Raw genomic sequence first — 16,753 nt, forward strand, 5'->3', positions numbered from 1 at the left:
TCACAGGCCCATTGAAAACGTCTCGGGATCGGGGCCGATGCGGCCGGCGGCGCCCTTGTCGAGCGTGGCGATGGCGGCGAGATCGTCGGCATCGAGTGCGAAATCGAACACCGCGATGTTTTCCGCAATGCGCGCGGGCGTCACCGATTTCGGGATCACGATGTTGCCGAGTTGCAGGTGCCAGCGGATGACGACCTGGGCCGGCGTCTTGCCGTGTTTTTTCGCGATGGCCGCCAGCGTGGCGTCCGCGAGGAGTTTTCCTTGGCCGAGCGGGCTCCAGGCTTCCGTGGCGATGCCGTGCTTTGCGTGAAACGCGCGCAGCGCCTTCTGGGAAAACGCCGGGTGCAGCTCCACCTGGTTGACCGACGGCGCGATGCCGGTCTCGGCAATCAGGCGTTCGATGTGCGCCGGGTTGAAGTTGGAGACGCCGATGGAACGGGCGAGTCCGTCGGCCTTGATTTTGGTGAACGCCTTCCACGTATCGACGTAGCGGCCGGCCTTGGGCACGGGCCAGTGGATGAGGTAGAGGTCCACATAATCGAGGCGGAGGCGGCGCAGGCTTTCCTCGAGCGCGCGCAGCGTGGAATCGTAACCCTGCTCGGCATTCCAGAGCTTGGTCGTCACGGTGATGTCCTTGCGCGGGACGGAGGTGGCGGCGAGGGCGGCGCCGACGCCTTCCTCGTTGCCGTAGATGGCGGCGGTGTCGACCGAGCGGTAGCCGGCGTCGAGCGCGGTGAGGACGGTGCGTTCGGCAATGTCGTTGGCGACCTGCCAGACACCGAGCCCGAATTGCGGGAGGGTGGTATTGTCGTTGAGGGTGATGTGTTTCATGGGCGGGAGACGCGGTGCGGCAATGTTACGGCGAGGCCAGGCCCCGGAGTTTTGCACAGAAGATTTTACACAGAAGTTAACGAAGGAAACGAAGCTGTTTCCGGTTTCCGGAACCGGCAGCGGTTACTTTCAACCACGGATTGCACGGATGCACACGGATAAGAAGGAAGCGGCAAGGCATGGTTTGAATCCGTGATAATCCGTGAAATCCGTGGTTAAAAAAGACCCCGAAGGGTCAGGCAGCGAGGCGGAGGATCTGTTCCACCTTTTCTGCGGTGATATCGTCGCGTTCGCCGAGGGGCGTGGCCCCGCGGGCGTCGAGACGGCGGGCGACTTCGGCGGCGGTTTGCGCAGCGGCGGCGTCTTTCACGTCGTAACCCGAAAGGCGCGTGGCGATGCCGAGCGATTCATAAAAGCGGCGCGTGGCGCCGATGGCGGCATCGATGCGGGCCTCCTCGCTGCCGGCGGCGGTCGTGATGCCCCAGACGCGTTCGCCGTATTGCAGGAGTTTTTCCCGCTTGGTGGCGCGTTGCACGTCGAGGAGCGCGGGCAGGACGATGGCGAGCGTGCGCGCATGGTCGATGCCGTGGAGCGCGGTGAGTTCGTGGCCGATGGCGTGCGTGGCCCAGTCCTGCGGCACGCCGACGCCGATGGCGTTGTTGAGCGCCCAGGTGGCGGCCCACATGAGGTTGGCCCGCGAGGAGTAGTCGGTCGGGTGAGCGAGGGTTTTCGGCGCCTCGGCGACGAGCACGCGCAGGACGGATTCGGCAAACTGGTCCTGGATCGCGGCGTCGGCCGGGAAGGTCAGGTACTGTTCGAGGACGTGGCAGAAGGCGTCGCCGATGCCGTTGGCCACCTGGCGGGCGGGGAGGCTGAAGGTGGTTTCCGGGTCGAGGATCGAGAAGACCGGGTAGACGTGCGGGCTGAAGAAGGCGAGTTTCTCGCGCGTGGCGCGGCGCGAGATCACGGAGTTGCCGTTGGCTTCGGAGCCGGTGGCGGGCAGCGTGAGCACGGCGCCGATGGGTAATGCCGATTTCACTACGCCGCCGTGCGTGCGGAGGATCTCCCAGGCGTCGGCAGCGGGCGCGGCGTCGAGGTACGGGACGGCGGCGGCCACGAGTTTGGCGCCGTCGAGCACGGAGCCGCCACCGACGGCGAGGAGGTGCGTGAGCTTCTCGCGGCGGACGAGATCGATGGCGCGGGCGAGCGTGTCGAAATCGGGATTGGCCTCGACGCCGAAGAATTCGGTGGTGGCGCGGGCGCCGAGCGCGGTTTTCACCTGGTCGTAAACGCCGTTCTTTTTGATGGAGCCGCCGCCGGCGAGGAGGAGGACGCGGGCACCGGAGGGGAGCTCGCGGTCGATTCTGGCGATTTGCCCGCGGCCGAAGTGAATGCGGGTCGGGTTGTGAAACGTGAAGTTTTCCATAACGAGTTGCCGCGAACTTGGCGGCAAGGCGAGGAGGCGGCAAACTGTTAAAGGAGCGGCGATCACTCCACGTCCACCCACTGCCAGGCGCGCATGTCGATGACGTTGGGCACCCAGTTTTTCACCCGCGGGCTGATGGCGTAAACGCGTTTGTAGAAATACACCGGGATCGCGGGCACGTCGCGCGCGAGGATCCCGTCGAGTTGCCGGTAGATCGCATGGCGGGCGGCGGTGTCGGGCGCGGCGAGCGAGGCGGCGACGAGCCGGTCGTAGTCGGGGTTGGCGTAGCCGGTGCGGTTGTTGCCGCCGTCGGCGAGCCAGAGATCGAGGAAACTGAACGGGTCCGGGTAGTCGGCATTCCAGCCGGCGCGGGCGATGTCGTAGGCGAGGTTGTTCTGTGTCTCGATGTAGACTTTCCACTCCTCGTTGCGCAGGACGATGTCGATGCCGAGGTTGCGCTTCCACATTTGCTGGACGGCTTCGGCGAGCTGTTTGTGGGCCTCCATCGAATTGTACAAAAGTTCGAGACGCGGGAAGCCGCGCCCGTCGGGGAAACCGGCTTCGGCGAGGAGGCGGCGGGCGTCGTCGAGGGTGCCATCGATGCGGGCCGGGCTGTGAAAGGCGGGCGAGGGCGGCACGAAGTTGTATGCGGGCGTCTGGCCGGCGCGGAGAAGGTTTTCGGTGATGCTCTCGCGGTCGATGGCCAGCGCGAGGGCGCGGCGCACGCGCACGTCATCGAGCGGCTTGCGGGTGGTGTTGAGCCGGTAATAATAGAGGGCGTAGAGGTCGTCGGAACGAAACTCGGCGGGACGCTGGCGGCGGTAGTAACCGGTGCGCGAGAGCGGCAGCGTGCTGGTGATGTCGAGCGTGCCGGCGCGAAACATCCGCTCCTCGGCGTCGGCGTTGTCGACGGCGAAAAAGGCGATCGCATCCAGCTTCACGGCGGCGGCATTCCAGTACGTCGGCGAGCGCGTGACGGTGATTTTCTGGTTGGGCAGCCAGCCGGCGAGGGTGAACGGGCCGTTGCCGACAAAGTTGCCGGGGCGCGTCCAGGCCGTGCCCTTGGTGCGGAGGCCGCCGAATTTTTCCACGGTGGCGATCGGCACGGGCATCCAGGAATGGTGCGTGAGCGATTCGAGGAGAAAGGGAACGGGCTCGCGCAGGCGCAGCCGGAGCGTGCGGGCATCGGGCGCGCTGAAACCGGTTTTCGAAAACTCCTTCAGCGTGCCGTTGTTGAACGCCTCGGCGCCTTCCACCTGGTAGAGGAAGTAGGCGTATTCGGCGCCGAATTCCGGGGTGAGCGTGCGTTCGAAGGTGCGGACGAAGTCCCCGGCGGTGACCGGTTCGCCGTTGCTCCAGCGGGCGTCGGCGCGGAGGTGAAACGTCCACTCGCGGCCGTCGGCGGAGGTTTCCCAGCGCTCGGCCACGCCGGGGGCGACGCCGCTGCCGGAGGACGCATAGGTGACGAGGCCCTCGAAAAGGGCGCTGATGATGCGGGCTTCGGGCACGCCGGTCGTGACGGCCGGGTCGATATCCTGCGGTTCGGTGCCGTTGCCGAAGTTGAGGATTTTTTCCCGACCGCCGCCGGTCGCGGCACAGGCGGCGGTTGGCGCGGTGGAAACGAGAGCCGCAAAGAGGGCAACCGCCAGGACCACGGGAGCCGCCACCGGAAAACGGAAAACGAAAGGCACGCGCATGAAGCCCATGAAATCATGGGCCGGCGCAACCGCAACCCGGGGAACGGAGGGAATGGCCACAAAAGATCCGTTCCGGCCCGGCTGCGGCCAAAGCAGGATAGCCGCGAAAGAGCGCAAATTACGCGCCGCGTATGCAACTCCCCATCGCGCTTATAAGCGCGCGGGAGAGCCACGACGGGCAAAATGATTTCTGCGCTTTTTTCGCGGCGATCCGGATTGATCGGTGCCAAAGGAGAACCCTCTCGACAGGTATTCCGTCCATTATGCCCTTTGCAGGCCATTCTTTCCTGTTTCGCGCGAAGGGCTTTGACGCGCCCGCGCGGGCTGCGTAAAACCTTGCGACGTTATGCAGACATCTGTCGCTACCCTGTCCCGCTCTCCGTTATCCGCCTTCGTCCGTCGTGGCCGTGGCCTCATTCTCGGCGTCGCCCTCACGGCCGGCCTGCTCGCGCCGGCCGCCGGGTGGTCCGCCGCCGACAACGCGCCGCGCACGTCGGTCAAGCTGCTGACCATCGGCAACAGCTTTTCGAACAACGCCATCTCCCAGCTTCCCGAGATTGCGAAGGCGGGAGGCAAGGAATTGCTCGTCGGCCGTACATCGCTCGGCGGCTGTTCGCTCGAACGCCACGCCAAACACCTCGCCGCCGCGCTCGCCGATCCGGACTCGCCGGAGGGCCGGCCCTACAGCAACTCTCCCGTCTTCGGCGAGGCGCTGGCCGGCAAAAAAACCGTGTCCCTCCCCGAGGCTCTCGCCGCGCAGAAGTGGGATTTTGTGACGATCCAGGAATGGAGCGCCCGGAGCTTCAAGCCGGAGTATCAGGAGCCCTACGCGCAACAACTGATCGAGGCCATCCGCAAGTATGCGCCCACGGCTGAAATCCTCATTCACCAGACCTGGGCGTACCGCGAGGATCACCCGTGGTATCAGAAGGGTGACGAACTCACGCAGCAAAAGATGTATGACGGCCTGCTTGCCGCCTACCGTGAGCTTTCGGCGCGCTACGGCGGCCTGCGGATCATTCCTTCCGGCGCCGCCATCCAGGCCGCCCGTCAGACGCCGCGCTGGACATTCCGGGAAGACACGAGCTTCGATTTCAAGAACGCGACCGAAGGCCAGCTGCCCGACCAGACCGGCAGCCTCAACACCGGCTGGCGCTGGAGCAAGCAGAAGGACGGCAAGCAGAAACTCACGCTCGACGCCATCCACGCCAACACTGCCGGCTGCTACCTCGGCGGCTGCGCGTTTTATGAAACGATCTACAACGACTCCGTGCTCACGGTGACCGGTTACACGCCCAAGGGAGTCTCCGCCGAGGACGCCGCGCAACTGCGCCAGATCGCGCATGACGCCGTCGCCACCGAGCGCGCCCGGGCAGCCGGCGCGGCTGGCGAGGCAACGGCCGCCAGTATCCATTAAGCGATTACGGGCCCGTGGCTGCGAACGCAAGTTCGCAGGGCTTGGATGTCGGCGACTTGCGATCTGCGAACTTGGTATCCGTTGAGCGACGGAGCGGCGGCAAGTACCGAGGCCGAAGGCCGACAGCTTGCCATGCCGCCGCTCCGTCACACGCCGTCGTCGCTAAACAGTTACCGAACTTACGTTCGCAGCTACGCGCGGCGGATGCACCCGGTGCCGGCGCTTACAGGCCGCCGACCGGGCCGAAGACCAGCGGGAGCGCGTCGGCATTGTGCTGCCAGTCGAGCACCGGCCAGCCGGCGGCAGGAGCGGGGCGGCCGAGCAGGGGACGCGCGGCCGCGGGCGGTGCGGACGGGCGGCGCGTGGCGACACCGTCAGTCAAGACGATGTTGCCGATCCGCACCTGGCCGAGCCCTCGCAGGGCGATCCGCAGCGGCGCGGAGACGGACGCGGCCGGGACGGGCGCGCCAAACTCGCGGGCGATCCGCGTGCGCGGCCGCGCGGCAGCGGCGCGAAACTCGATCGTGAACCGGCTGTGCAACTCCTGCCAGGAGCCGTCGGATTGCTGTTGCTCGACGATGATTTTTTGCAGGGCGGGCGCAAAGTTGTGCACGGTGAACTGCAATTGCCACGCCCCGCAGACGGGGCTGGCTGCATGGACGCGGGCGGGGTTGCGCAGGGCGGCGCGGAGCCAGCGGCGCCAGGCGGCGAGGCGGCGGGCGTCGGCGTCGAGGATGGCGTGGTTCTGGCTGCTTTCGTAGAGCGACGGCTCGCGGCTGGCGTCCCACATCGCGCGGGCGGCGGCGCGGCCGGCGCGGAGCGCGCGGGCAAAGGCGTCGCAGCCGGCGAGCAGGGCCAGGGCGAGCGGAGCGCAGTCGTGGCCGGCGGCGTGCTGCCGGCGCAGGCGAAAGACGGCCAGCCCGGCGCGGCGCACGAAGGCGTCGCGGGCGGCGATGTATGCCTGGAACGCGGCCGTGGCGCGCAGCGCGGGCGAGCGTTTTTCTGTCGCCGGGTGCGCGGGCGCGGCCTGGCGGCGGAAAAACCGCTCCGCCTGTTCGTGCGGTTTCGGGCTTTCGCGGCGCGCAAGCACATCCCAGCGCGTGTTGATTTCCCAGCGCGCATAACCGGCGAAGGCGCGGGCGTCGCCGGCGATGAGGGCGCGCGCGGTGGCGGCGGCCGCGGCGGCGCCGGTCCCGTAAAGGCGGCGGCAGCCGCGGGCGAGGAGCGCGAGCGGGTCGTCGTCGGCGTCGGGTTCGAGCCAGAGCCCGGCGGCGGCGGCGTCGACGAGCGTGGTGGTTTCCAGGGCGAGCCGGTACGCCTCCCAGGACGTGACCAGAAAACCCTCCGCCCGGGTGCGCCGGGTGCGTTGCCACCAGGCATGGATGTTGGCGAGCCGTTCGCCGTAAACGGGCGCGGGCTCGAAGCGAAACGCGCCGTTCATCGGACACGCCCAGTAGCCGATGCCCTGCGCGGCGAGGGCGGGCACGAGGTCGTAGCCGGCAAAGTTGCGCAGCTCCAGGCGCGGGACGCGCGGGAAGGGGTAATAATACCAGTCGCAGGCGGCGATGCCGCGCGGGAGCAGCGGGATGGCTTCGGGCAGGAGAGCGAGCATGTCGGCCCAGATGACCAGGCGCAGCGCGTGCCGGCCGGCGATCGTGTGCAGCCGCCCGACGTGGCGGGCGAAGTGCGCGGCCAGCCCGATTTCGGCGATCTCGGCGCGCGACAGCGGATGGCGGCCGAGTGAAAACGACTCGTCGAGCCCCGCATGCACCTTGCCCGCCGTGCAGAACGGGGCGACGTCGCGCAGGAGTTTTTCCGCCACTTCCGGTGTGCGTGGATGGAGCGGGCAGATCTGCCCGGCAGGGAGCGGCGAACCGTCGGCGGCGCGCAGTTCGTTGAGGTCGCGCCATGCGGAGTGTTTTATAAGGTACTGCGTGTGACCGAGCAGATTGACGATCGGCACGACGCGGATGCCGGCGCGGGTGGCGGCGGCGACGAGTTTTTCAAGATCGCGCCAGGCGTACGCGTCGGCACGGGCGATGCCGGGCAACGACGGGTAATCCACGGCATCCTCCAGGTGCAGGTACAGCTCGTGGTAACCCCAGTCGGCATAGCGGGGCAAAAGCGCGAGCAGGTGGTCGAGCCGTTCGACCTGGCGGGCGAGATCCCATTGGAAGGCGCGGAGCATGTGTGCCGCCGATCTCTGCCACTTTTGCCGTGACTGGCAACCAGGCAAAAGAACGGAAACAGCGACGAAGGGCGCATCTCAAAAACGGGACAGACTCCGGAGTGGCACGGGCTTCCAGCCCGTGAGCGTTGCCCCTGCGCCGTGGCATGGGCTTCCAGCCCATGATTCCGGACACATGGCCAAGGATGGCCATGTCACGCAATCCCACGGGCTGGAAGCCCGTGCCACTCCGGGATGCATGTCCGCTTTTCACGTGCGCCCCTGCGCAAGGTATTACGTGGCCGCAGCGGCGACGGCGGCGGCCGGCGCGGGCGTCAGCGGGCGGGAGCCGACCTTGTGGAGGGTGGCGTCGGCCGGGAGAATCACGCGGTCGCAGAAATCCCCGAACCCTTCGCCTTCGCCGCGTTCGGCGGCGTAACGCTCGATCACCGGCGTGAGCAGCTTCACGGCGTCATCGACCGTCGAACTCGCCGATACCAGCCGGTTGAGGCGGCGGCCGGTGTAGTTGCCACCCAGGTACACGGCGTACTTGCCCGGCGCCTTGCCGACGAGGGCGATCTCGGCGAGATAGGGGCGGGCGCAGCCGTTGGGGCAGCCGGTCACGCGGATACTCACGGGCTGGTCGCGCAGGCCGGCGGCGTCGAAGACGGGCTGGAATTTTTCCAGAATAGCGGGCAGCTCGCGCTCGCTTTCGGAAAGCGCCAGCGGGCACGTCGGGAGCGCCACGCAGGAGAGGGCGTTGAGGCGGAGCGCGCTCTGCGTGTTCTCGCGGGAGAGCCCGTGCTTTTGCAGGATCGCCTCGATGCGCAGCTTCTGCTCCACGGTGACGCCGGAGAGGGTGAGGTTCTGCGAAGGTGTGAGCCGGAAATCGCCGGTGTGGATTTGCGCGATCTCGCGCAGGGCCGTCTGCATGGGCCAGTTTTCCCGGTCCTCGATGCGGCCGCTGAGGAGATGGAGCCCGTAGAACCAGGTGCCGTCGGCGCAAGCGTGCCAGCCGTGCGGATCCTGGATGGTGGTGAATTCGAAGGGGCGCGCGGGCGCGAGCGTGACGCCGGAGCGTTTTTCGACCTCGGCCTTGAACCAGGCGATGCCGCGATCCTCGATCGTGTACTTGAGGCGGGCATGGCGGCGGTTGGTGCGGTCGCCGTAGTCGCGCTGCGTGGTGAGCACGGCGGCGCCGATGCGCTTGAGCTGGTCGGGCGTGATGAAGCCGATGAGATCGGCGAGGCGCGGGAAGGTGGCCTCGTTGCCGTGACTCATGCCCATGCCGCCGCCCACGGTGACGTTGTAACCGACGAGCTTGTCGTTCTCGAGGATGGCGATGAAGCCGAGGTCCTGCGAAAACACGTCGACGTCGTTGGAAGGCGGGATGGCGAAGCCGACCTTGAACTTGCGCGGCAGGTAGGTGGCGCCGTAGAGCGGCTCCTCGCCGTCCTTCGTCCCGGCGATGCCGGCGTATTCGGGATACGCGGTGGCGGCGGGGGAGGGGGGGAGTTCGGCCTTCGGTTCGCCGCCGGCGACGAGTTCGTCGTCGATCCAGATTTCGTGGTAGGCGCGGGTGCGGGGGAGCGCGAATTCGCTCCACGCTTTCGCGTGCTCGTAAACTTCCTGGAGGGCCGGGTGGCGCTCGGGATTGGGCGGCGCCATGACATTGCGGTTCACGTCGCCGCAGGCCGCGATGGAGTCGAGGAGCGCCTTGTGGAGGCCCTGGATCAGCTTGCGGACGTCGCCCTTGAGAATGCCGTAAAACTGGAACGTCTGGCGCGTGGTGAGTCGCAGGGTGTGCTTGCCGGCGACCTTGAGCGAGAGGTCGTCGAGGATGCGCCACTGTTCGGGCGTGCAACGGCCGCCGGGGAGGCGCACGCGGAGCATCACGGAGTAGGCGCGCTCCTTGCCGGCCTTGCGCAGGGCGAGGCGCTGGTCGCGGTCGTCCTGCTCGTAGAAGCCGTGGAATTTGATGAGCTGGGCGTTGTCGGGCATGAAGGCGCCGGTGGAGGTGTTGAGGACGTCCTCGGCGATGGTGCCGCGCAGGTAATTGGACGCGGTCTTGATGCCCTCGTTGGCGGAAGGAGGTTTTGCTGTCTCTGTCGGGGCGGCCGGAGTGGCGCTGCTGGCGGCAGAGGCGGAAGCGGCCGGGTTGGCGGGATTGGCGGGAAAAGGCCGGTCGGCGCCGCGGGTGGCGGAAGTCGTGGCCGTAGGATCGTTGCTCATGAGTGTGCGGTCAGGTCGGGTCGGTCGGTGGTCGTCGTGGGTGGCAGAGAGAGGCGCGGAAGCGCGTGGGTCGTGAAGTCAGTATTGTCGGATTTGACAATCTGTCGAAACCGCGACGCCGGCGCAAGTGGATTTTAGTTTGTCAGGTTATTTACTAATGATTGTGGTTATTAAGAGGTAACAGGAAGATAAAAAGCGGGTTGTGACTCCGGAGTCTCCAGCCGGTTTTCCCGCGGGGTCGGAAAAAAGCCCGCCTCGCTTGCCGCGGTTTCCTGTCCTGCACAGCGTGAGTCCATGCGGCTTTCGATGGGAACAGCGAGTCTGCCGGCAGGATTGCTTGCCGGTCTTCTGTCCGGCGCCGTGCCGGGGGAAAAGCCTGCTCCGCAACTCCCGCCCCCTTCCGCCCGGCTCGTGGCCGGCCGCGATCCAGCCGCCCCCGCCAGCCTCCCCGCATCCGCTGCCATGACCACACCGCAAGCCCGCCTGTTTCCGGATGCCGGCGCCATCCCCAACAATCCCCGCCTGCCGCTGCTCGTCTACGCCGGGGCCGTGCCGGCCGATGCGGGCGCCATCGAGGCGCTGTTCCGGCGCAACGGCTGGCGGCCGGCCTGGCGCTACGGCGTGTATCCTTTCCCGCATTACCACAGCACCGCGCACGAAGTCCTCGGCGTTTACCGCGGCAGCGCGCGCATCCGCCTGGGACACGACGCCGGCGAGGTGTTCGAGGTCAGGGCCGGCGACGTCATCGTGATCCCGGCCGGCGTGGGGCACCAGAATCTCGGCAGCAGTCCCGATTTTCATGTCGTGGGCGGTTATCCGGACGGCCAGAGCGCCGACCTGCTGCGCGGCGAGCCCGGCGAGCGCCCGGCCGCCGACGGGCGCATCGCGGCCGTGCCGCTGCCTTCGGGCGATCCCGTCTTCGGTCCGGACGGTCCGCTCGCGCGCGAGTGGAAACTGCCCGCGGCGGAAAAATCCCGCTGACACCGGCAGGGCACATCCGTTGCGTATCCGTAAAAAAGACCCAACGAACCACATCTTCATCATGGAAAAACGACCCCTTGGAAAAACCGGCCTGCACATCGCGCCGATCGTTTTCGGAGGCAATGTCTTCGGCTGGACGATCGACGAAAAGACGAGCTTCGACGTGCTCGACGCGTTCGTCGATCACGGCTTCAACGCCATCGACACCGCCGACTACTACTCCGTCTGGGCGCCCGGCAACAAGGGCGGCGAGTCGGAGACGATCATCGGCCGCTGGCTCAAGGCGCGACCCGGGCTGCGCGACAAGGTGCACATTTTTACCAAGGTCGGCCTCGATCTCGGCGTGCCGGGCAAGAAGGGACTCTCCGAAAAATGGATCCTCCAGGCTGCGGACGAATCCCTCGCCCGCCTCGGCGTCGACCGGATCGACCTCTATTTCTCGCATTTTCCCGACCCTGCCACGCCCTTCGCGGAAACGCTCGGCGCCTACGAAAAACTCCTCAGGGCCGGCAAGGTGCGCGCCATTGGCGCCTCCAATCTCAACGCCGCCCAGCTCGCCGAATCGCTCGAGGTGGCCCGCGAAAAATCCCTGCCGCCCTACCAGGTGCTCCAGCCCGAATACAACCTCTACGACCGCCCTTCTTACGACGGTCCGCTGCGCGACCTGTGCATCCGGGAAAACATCGGCGTCGTCACCTACTACAGTCTGGCCTCGGGTTTCCTCTCCGGCAAATACCGCTCGAAGGCCGATCTCGGCCAGAGCAAGCGCGGCGAGGGCATCGCCAAATACCTGACCGACCGCGGCGCCGCCATCCTCAAGGTGCTCGACGACATCGCCGCCCGCCACGATGCCAAACCCGCCGAGGTCGCGCTCGCCTGGCTGATCGCCCGCGAAGGTGTTACCGCGCCCATTGCCAGCGCCACCCGCCGCGAGCAGGTGACGAGTTTTGCCCGGGCCGCCTCGCTGAAACTCACGCCCGCGGATATCGCCGCGCTGGACTCCGCCAGCGCCTGACCGCCTCCGGGAGCAGCGCTCCCGGTTTCAGAAACGTGCGTCGTTTCATGGCAGCTTTCATCGTTCTGTCTTTTCGGCGTTGGCGAGCTGGTCTTTAATGACCGGATACAGGTCGTAGGTCGGATAATATTCGGTGCGGAAGGCTTTCCACGCCGTCTTTTCGAGGGCGACGTTGACCTCGCGCAGCTTCGCGGCCGGCACTTCCAGGGTGACGACCTGGCCGATGCCCATGACCACGTGCCACGTGACGATCTTCGTGCCTGCCGGCGGGAAGGTCTTGAAGAACCCCTGCTCGCGCTGGATCTGCTGGATCTCGGCGAGGTTTTTCCCCTGGTCGTGTTTGAGAAAGATCGTGAGGAGGATCGCATCGGACGGTTTTTCCGCCTCGCCCGCCCGGGTCGGCAGCGGCAGGAGGAACGTGAAGGCGATGAGCAGGGAGGAGAGGAGAATTTTCATGATGGCGGATCGGATGGATGGTGACGGGTTGAAGGGGGTGAGCCTTTGCGATGGATTTTGAACAAGACAGGAGGGAAACCGCTAAAATACGCTAAGGACCGCTAAAACCAATCCCTTGAGGTTCTTTCCCTTTTAGAGCATTTTTTTAAAAATTGTAGCCGTACAGGATCCTGAAAACAGAACCACGGATTGCACGGATTTTCACGGATAAGAAGGAAGCGGCAAGGCATGGTTTGAATCCGTGATAATCGGTAAAATCCGTGGTTAAAAAACGACTACAGCTTTATCTGAACCGCTCTAGCGGATTTTAGCGTTCTTTAGCGGTTCACTTCCGTGAAAAAAACCGCCGTCAGCGTTTCCGCCACGCATCGAGCGACAGGCGATCGTGCGAGGCGGTGGCGAGCAGGCCGGTGAAGAACGCGAGGTAAACCATTTGCGAGCCGGCGGCGTTCCAGTTCTGGATGAGGCACACGCCGAACAGCAGCGTGCAGATGAGCAGCGCGCCCGCCGCGAGGGCGAAGCGCAGCCAGAGGCCGAGCAGGAGCAGCAGGCCGAGCACCGACTCGGCGGTGACGATGCCGTAAGCCGCGACATGCACGAGCGGTCCGGGCAGCGGCGAGCCGGCGAACTGCTCCTGCAACCCGGAGGAGAATGCCGAAAACTTCGGAATGCGCGTCCACCCGTGCAGGGCGATGTTGATGCCCAGCCCCAGCCGGGCGAGGCCGTGGGCGAGTGACGCGTCGGTGAGAGACGGGAACGGCTTGCTCATCGAGCCACGCTAACCGGCCGCACGCGCCGCGCAACCGGGCGGGGAATGTACCGGTTCCCGTCCGGTATTGTCACTTCAGGCTACCCCAGAAGGGATGCAGTCGTCTTTCGTCTGCGGTGCCTTTCGGAAAATCTTTCAGCGGGTCCACGGCCCGGAGATGTCCGTCGAGAAATGCCACGTTGGCCTTGCCTCCGTGTCCGGCGTAAAACCCGGCGACTCCGCGCTGTTTCCAGAGCGAACTGCTGTCCGCAACCGTGACGTTGGAAACCTTTCGCTCAGCGGTGCCGTCGGCGAAGAAATTGGCATCCATGAGAAACGCCATGACGGACGGCTGGGCGATTTGCTGGATATTGGTGGCGTGCCGGCTGAAAGGAGAGACCGGCGGCCACTGGTTGTTTTCCGTCCGGCAGGCATAGATGTTGATGGAGTAGCCGCGATTCCAGTCCGGGTTTGGTCCGACGTCCTTGAACGAAGCCGGACACGACATGAGCGTTGGCGTGTCCGGGGTGGCGCCCTGTCCGTCCGTGTAACCCAGATACGGCAGAAACGACCCGTCGTGGCTCTGGCTCGGATGACGCCAGAACATCGCATCAGGCATGTTGCCCTTATGATCGTTGATCCACAGCAATCCGGCGGTGGCGAGGCCTCGCAGATTGGCCGCACACTTCGTCTGGTCAGCCAGGCGCCGTACTTGCGAGAATCCTGCGAAGGACAGTGCGGCGAGGATTCCGATGATGGCGATCACCGTCAGCAACTCGATGAGCGTGAATGCCCGGTGACGGGCACTATGCAGTTCGATCACGAAAACGTGCGGGGTCATGGTTGCACCGCCTTTCCTTCGCTGGTTTGCGGCCCGACAGCCGGCGGGCTCCACTGGCGCCCCAGTGGGATCGCGCCGATGTTCGTGATCGTTTCGGCACCGGGCAAAACGGCTGCGGCTTCCGGCACGGCGACACCCTTGCCGAACGCCGGTCCCTTTTCATCGGCGAGAAAATCGCCGACGGCCAGCGCCATGTCCGGAAGCGGTGCTGCGAGTGTCGTGCCGCCTTCGCCGGCGAATGCTTCACCCCCGCTTGCCTTGCCGGCTTCTGCAGGCGCGTTTATCCACACGTTGTTGCGGAAAACCATTTTCGGGGCACGATAGCCGGCCTGTCCGGCGAACGCCTGCGCCACGCTGATGTTGTTGATGAAATGGAAATTTTCGAAAAGCCGGCTGTGCGGCTGCACCACGGTCAGAAAATGACCGCCGGGGAAAAGCACCGTGTTGTTGAACATCACCACCCCCGCGCCGGGAGCACGCACCGAATCTCGCGGCACATCACGCATGCGTTCCTTGTTCCACGGAGCGGTCCAGTTCTGTCCGCTCACTCCGGCCTTGAACCAGCCCGGGCGGTGTCCCGAGGATTCCGCGATCAGGCGATTGAACGCCTCGTCGTTACGAATGACATTTTTGTAAACATACACCGGCCCGGGCCACGGTTCGCCGCCGAGCGGCTGCCACGAAAGCGGCTCCACCGTATCGGCAATCAGGTTACGCCAGATCCGCATGTCCTCCGCGTGATCCTCCATCTCGATCGCGTTGTCCACCAGCCGCTCGAAAACGTTGTCGTGGATACGCATCCCCTTGCTCCACCGGACCGACCACGTGGACAAGCCCTCGAAGGCGTCGTGCACCCGGTTGTGGCGCACCGTCCAGTCGCTGCCCACCAGACCGCAGATGCCGGTTTCGTAGGTCCGGTTGCTGCCCGCTCCGCCGCCCTTGCGCGACCACCAGTAGAGCGGGTATTTTGGCGCGCCTTCCGTCGGACGCCGTTCACGGATGATTTCCATCATGTCGTCGAAGGCCGGATACTGCGTGTAGTCGCAGTTCTCCACCGTGATGTGGTTGGAGGTTTCTCGCGGATCCGGTGACTCCTTCCGTCCGGTCACGCCCGCCCGGCAGCCGAGGAACCAGCTGTTGCGCACGGTGACATGGCTGCCGTTGGCGTGCACACCGGAAAAGCCCGGTGTCTCGAAGGTAAAACCGTCCACGATGACGTGAATGTCTCCGCGCTCCATCAGGCCGAGATTGAAGAAGGTGGGACCATTATAGCTCGTCCCCGCGTGCCCGTTGCCGGTGCGCGGACCTGCGCTCATCACATGCTGCGCGGGATCGGATGGGCCGTATTTGCCCGAAGCGTGCAGCCGCACATAGAGCTGCCGGGTCTCCGTATCGTAAAAATAGCCGTGGGCTGGTCCCGGTTGTCCGTTCGCCACCACAAACGTCCGCAGCCCCTCCAGTGTGCTGTAAGGTTGCAAATCCGTTCCCGAATAGAGCACCCGGCAGGTGACGCTGTCCAGCGGCGTGCGCCAGAGGCCCAGGTTCGCGTCCACGAGTTCCCAGCGGCTGCGCCCTTCGCGGATGGCATGGTTGGCATTCGTAATGATGACGGCATTACGACTGCCGTCCTCGGCCTGCAACATGATGGGCCTTTCGGCCGTGCCCTTGAGCTTCAGCTCGACCGGTCCATAATACACGCCCCGCGCCACCATGATGCGATCGCTCGGCGTGGCTCGTCCGGCCGCCTCCTGGATCGTCGCTACCGCGTGTTCCGGCGAGAGGCCGTCGCGTGCGTTCGAGCCTGCGGAACCATGGACGTAATACACGGCCCCGCCTGCGCAGAGGGGCCACAGCCAGACGGCAGCGGCAACGATCGCGGGAAACGATTTAGGACGAAAAAAGAGGCAACAGAGAGGAGTCATAAACGTTGAGGGTTTGGATGAACTGGAGTGGGGCCGGTGGAATGCGTTCAATGAGTGTGCCGGCGGCGCAGCGCCAGGCAGCCGGCCAGCACGCAGAGCCCGGCAACGAGCGAGGCCGCGGCAGGTTCGGGAATCGCCGAGAGACTCATGATTTCTTCGTTCGTGAGCACGCGGTTCCAGACTCCGGCGGCTTCGATCAGTGTTCCGGCCGGCACCGCCCACGCGCTGCCCGAACTGCCGTTGTTAATCCCGCCGATCTGGAAATAACCGGCTCCGATGCTGTTGGTCGTGGAAATCGAGGCCGGGATGCCGGACGTGGTTTCCAGCGTATCGAGCAACGAGCCCGTGGTTGGATCGTACAGGTCGATCCTCAGACTTTTTGACGGATCGAAGCGCAGGGAGATATCATACCAGGTGTTCGCGCTCAGGGCTGTCGATTGCGAGTCCGACAACTGCGCTTCGTAAGCTTGTCCGTCCGACGACACGTAAGCGACCAGCCGTCCATTGGCGAGTTGCAGTGAAATGCCCCGCTGTCCGTTGTTCGCCCGGCTCCGGCTCATCAGTGTGATCGTCCCCGATACGTCGCCAAGGCTGACGCGCAGCCAGAAGGTCTGCGCGCCGCCGATGCGGAGGGCCGGGTCATTGGTTTTCAACACCGTGCTGCCGTTGAATTTTACGGCTTGGCTGCCGGTGGCGAGCCCCGGCAGGCCGGAAACGGTCACGTAATCGACATCGACGACCGGTGTCAGTCCGCTCGTCGAGGTGCTGACGGCCGTTAGGTTACGGCCGTTCGTGCCGGTGGTGGCCCCGTCGAAGGACCACCAGGCTACGGCACTCTGGACGAGCACCGTCTGGGCGACGAGAGCCTGCGCCGAGACGGCGAAGGCGAGACAAATCACGGCGCGCGCAGCGCCGGTGAATGGGTAGGTGAGGGTTGGTTTCATGAGATTGTCAGGTGGATTGCATTTCTCGGAAAAGAGAGGGTTTTGGTCAATGAAAAATATCCGATTTTAGGATATT

Annotated in this window: 14 protein-coding genes; 4 read left to right on the forward strand and 10 right to left on the reverse strand. The window is 65.4% G+C overall.

The window, feature by feature from the left end:
* From OPIT5_13100 to OPIT5_13110, 3 genes are all read right to left on the reverse strand, one after another.
* Window positions 1–822: an oxidoreductase gene (locus OPIT5_13100; protein ID AHF91007.1), complete on the reverse strand. Its 822-nt coding sequence runs from the start codon at window positions 820–822 to the stop codon at window positions 1–3.
* 244 nt (window positions 823–1,066) lie between these two features.
* Window positions 1,067–2,257, reverse strand: a complete 1,191-nt coding sequence (locus OPIT5_13105; GenBank protein AHF91008.1) for an aldehyde oxidoreductase — start codon at window positions 2,255–2,257, stop codon at window positions 1,067–1,069.
* A gap of 62 nt (window positions 2,258–2,319) precedes the next feature.
* On the reverse strand, window positions 2,320–3,963 hold the full coding sequence (locus OPIT5_13110) for an ABC transporter substrate-binding protein (GenBank protein ID AHF91009.1): 1,644 nt from the start codon (window positions 3,961–3,963) through the stop codon (window positions 2,320–2,322).
* A gap of 122 nt (window positions 3,964–4,085) precedes the next feature.
* On the opposite strand from OPIT5_13110, the gene OPIT5_13115 reads away from it, so the two are divergent.
* Together OPIT5_13115 and OPIT5_13120 are read left to right on the forward strand one after the other, a co-directional pair.
* A complete protein-coding gene (locus OPIT5_13115) occupies window positions 4,086–4,286 on the forward strand; it encodes a hypothetical protein (GenBank protein AHF94354.1) in 201 nt (66 codons plus the stop codon).
* 14 nt (window positions 4,287–4,300) lie between these two features.
* Window positions 4,301–5,371 (forward strand): hypothetical protein, encoded by a 1,071-nt coding sequence (locus OPIT5_13120; protein ID AHF91010.1) that lies wholly within the window; start codon window positions 4,301–4,303, stop codon window positions 5,369–5,371.
* Window positions 5,372–5,594: 223 nt separating this feature from the next.
* Here the strand turns inward: OPIT5_13120 and OPIT5_13125 are convergent, their stop codons facing one another.
* Window positions 5,595–7,559, reverse strand: a complete 1,965-nt coding sequence (locus OPIT5_13125; protein AHF91011.1) for a glycoside hydrolase family 20 — start codon at window positions 7,557–7,559, stop codon at window positions 5,595–5,597.
* Between the two features lie 273 nt (window positions 7,560–7,832).
* On the reverse strand, window positions 7,833–9,770 hold the full coding sequence (locus OPIT5_13130) for a sulfite reductase (protein ID AHF91012.1): 1,938 nt from the start codon (window positions 9,768–9,770) through the stop codon (window positions 7,833–7,835).
* Between the two features lie 462 nt (window positions 9,771–10,232).
* Between OPIT5_13130 and OPIT5_13135 the strand changes: the two genes are divergently transcribed.
* Together OPIT5_13135 and OPIT5_13140 are read left to right on the forward strand one after the other, a co-directional pair.
* Complete coding sequence (locus OPIT5_13135) at window positions 10,233–10,751, forward strand: hypothetical protein (protein ID AHF91013.1); 519 nt, start codon at window positions 10,233–10,235, stop codon at window positions 10,749–10,751.
* 61 nt (window positions 10,752–10,812) lie between these two features.
* Complete coding sequence (locus OPIT5_13140) at window positions 10,813–11,766, forward strand: NADP-dependent aryl-alcohol dehydrogenase (GenBank protein AHF91014.1); 954 nt, start codon at window positions 10,813–10,815, stop codon at window positions 11,764–11,766.
* A gap of 57 nt (window positions 11,767–11,823) precedes the next feature.
* Here the strand turns inward: OPIT5_13140 and OPIT5_13145 are convergent, their stop codons facing one another.
* The 5 genes from OPIT5_13145 to OPIT5_13165 all read right to left on the reverse strand — a co-directional run bounded on the left by OPIT5_13145 (window position 11,824) and on the right by OPIT5_13165 (window position 16,677).
* Entirely contained in the window at window positions 11,824–12,222 is a 399-nt protein-coding gene (locus OPIT5_13145) for a hypothetical protein (GenBank protein AHF91015.1), read from the reverse strand.
* A 349-nt stretch (window positions 12,223–12,571) separates the two neighbouring features.
* Entirely contained in the window at window positions 12,572–12,991 is a 420-nt protein-coding gene (locus OPIT5_13150) for a DoxX family protein (GenBank protein AHF91016.1), read from the reverse strand.
* Window positions 12,992–13,061: 70 nt separating this feature from the next.
* Entirely contained in the window at window positions 13,062–13,811 is a 750-nt protein-coding gene (locus OPIT5_13155; GenBank protein AHF91017.1) for a hypothetical protein, read from the reverse strand.
* Window positions 13,808–15,733, reverse strand: coding sequence for a hypothetical protein (locus OPIT5_13160; GenBank protein ID AHF91018.1), 1,926 nt, complete (start codon window positions 15,731–15,733; stop codon window positions 13,808–13,810). Before OPIT5_13160 ends, OPIT5_13155 begins: the two co-directional genes overlap by 4 nt.
* Window positions 15,734–15,780: 47 nt before the next feature.
* The gene (locus OPIT5_13165) at window positions 15,781–16,677 is read right to left on the reverse strand and encodes a hypothetical protein (GenBank protein ID AHF91019.1); all 897 of its coding nucleotides are present in this window, start codon (window positions 16,675–16,677) and stop codon (window positions 15,781–15,783) included.
* Window positions 16,678–16,753: the final 76 nt, after the last annotated feature.

It is taken from the genome of Opitutaceae bacterium TAV5 (genome assembly GCA_000242935.3).
GTDB lineage: Bacteria > Verrucomicrobiota > Verrucomicrobiia > Opitutales > Opitutaceae > Geminisphaera.

Coding starts and splice junctions, on each gene's coding strand:
- OPIT5_13155 (AHF91017.1), bottom strand. CDS start 13,811: ATGACCCCGCACGTTTTCGTGATCGAACTGCATAGTGCCCGTCACCGG.
- OPIT5_13150 (AHF91016.1), bottom strand. CDS start 12,991: ATGAGCAAGCCGTTCCCGTCTCTCACCGACGCGTCACTCGCCCACGGC.
- OPIT5_13130 (AHF91012.1), bottom strand. CDS start 9,770: ATGAGCAACGATCCTACGGCCACGACTTCCGCCACCCGCGGCGCCGAC.
- OPIT5_13135 (AHF91013.1), top strand. CDS start 10,233: ATGACCACACCGCAAGCCCGCCTGTTTCCGGATGCCGGCGCCATCCCC.
- OPIT5_13125 (AHF91011.1), bottom strand. CDS start 7,559: ATGCTCCGCGCCTTCCAATGGGATCTCGCCCGCCAGGTCGAACGGCTC.
- OPIT5_13160 (AHF91018.1), bottom strand. CDS start 15,733: ATGACTCCTCTCTGTTGCCTCTTTTTTCGTCCTAAATCGTTTCCCGCG.
- OPIT5_13140 (AHF91014.1), top strand. CDS start 10,813: ATGGAAAAACGACCCCTTGGAAAAACCGGCCTGCACATCGCGCCGATC.
- OPIT5_13110 (AHF91009.1), bottom strand. CDS start 3,963: ATGGGCTTCATGCGCGTGCCTTTCGTTTTCCGTTTTCCGGTGGCGGCT.
- OPIT5_13120 (AHF91010.1), top strand. CDS start 4,301: ATGCAGACATCTGTCGCTACCCTGTCCCGCTCTCCGTTATCCGCCTTC.
- OPIT5_13115 (AHF94354.1), top strand. CDS start 4,086: ATGCAACTCCCCATCGCGCTTATAAGCGCGCGGGAGAGCCACGACGGG.
- OPIT5_13165 (AHF91019.1), bottom strand. CDS start 16,677: ATGAAACCAACCCTCACCTACCCATTCACCGGCGCTGCGCGCGCCGTG.
- OPIT5_13145 (AHF91015.1), bottom strand. CDS start 12,222: ATGAAAATTCTCCTCTCCTCCCTGCTCATCGCCTTCACGTTCCTCCTG.
- OPIT5_13105 (AHF91008.1), bottom strand. CDS start 2,257: ATGGAAAACTTCACGTTTCACAACCCGACCCGCATTCACTTCGGCCGC.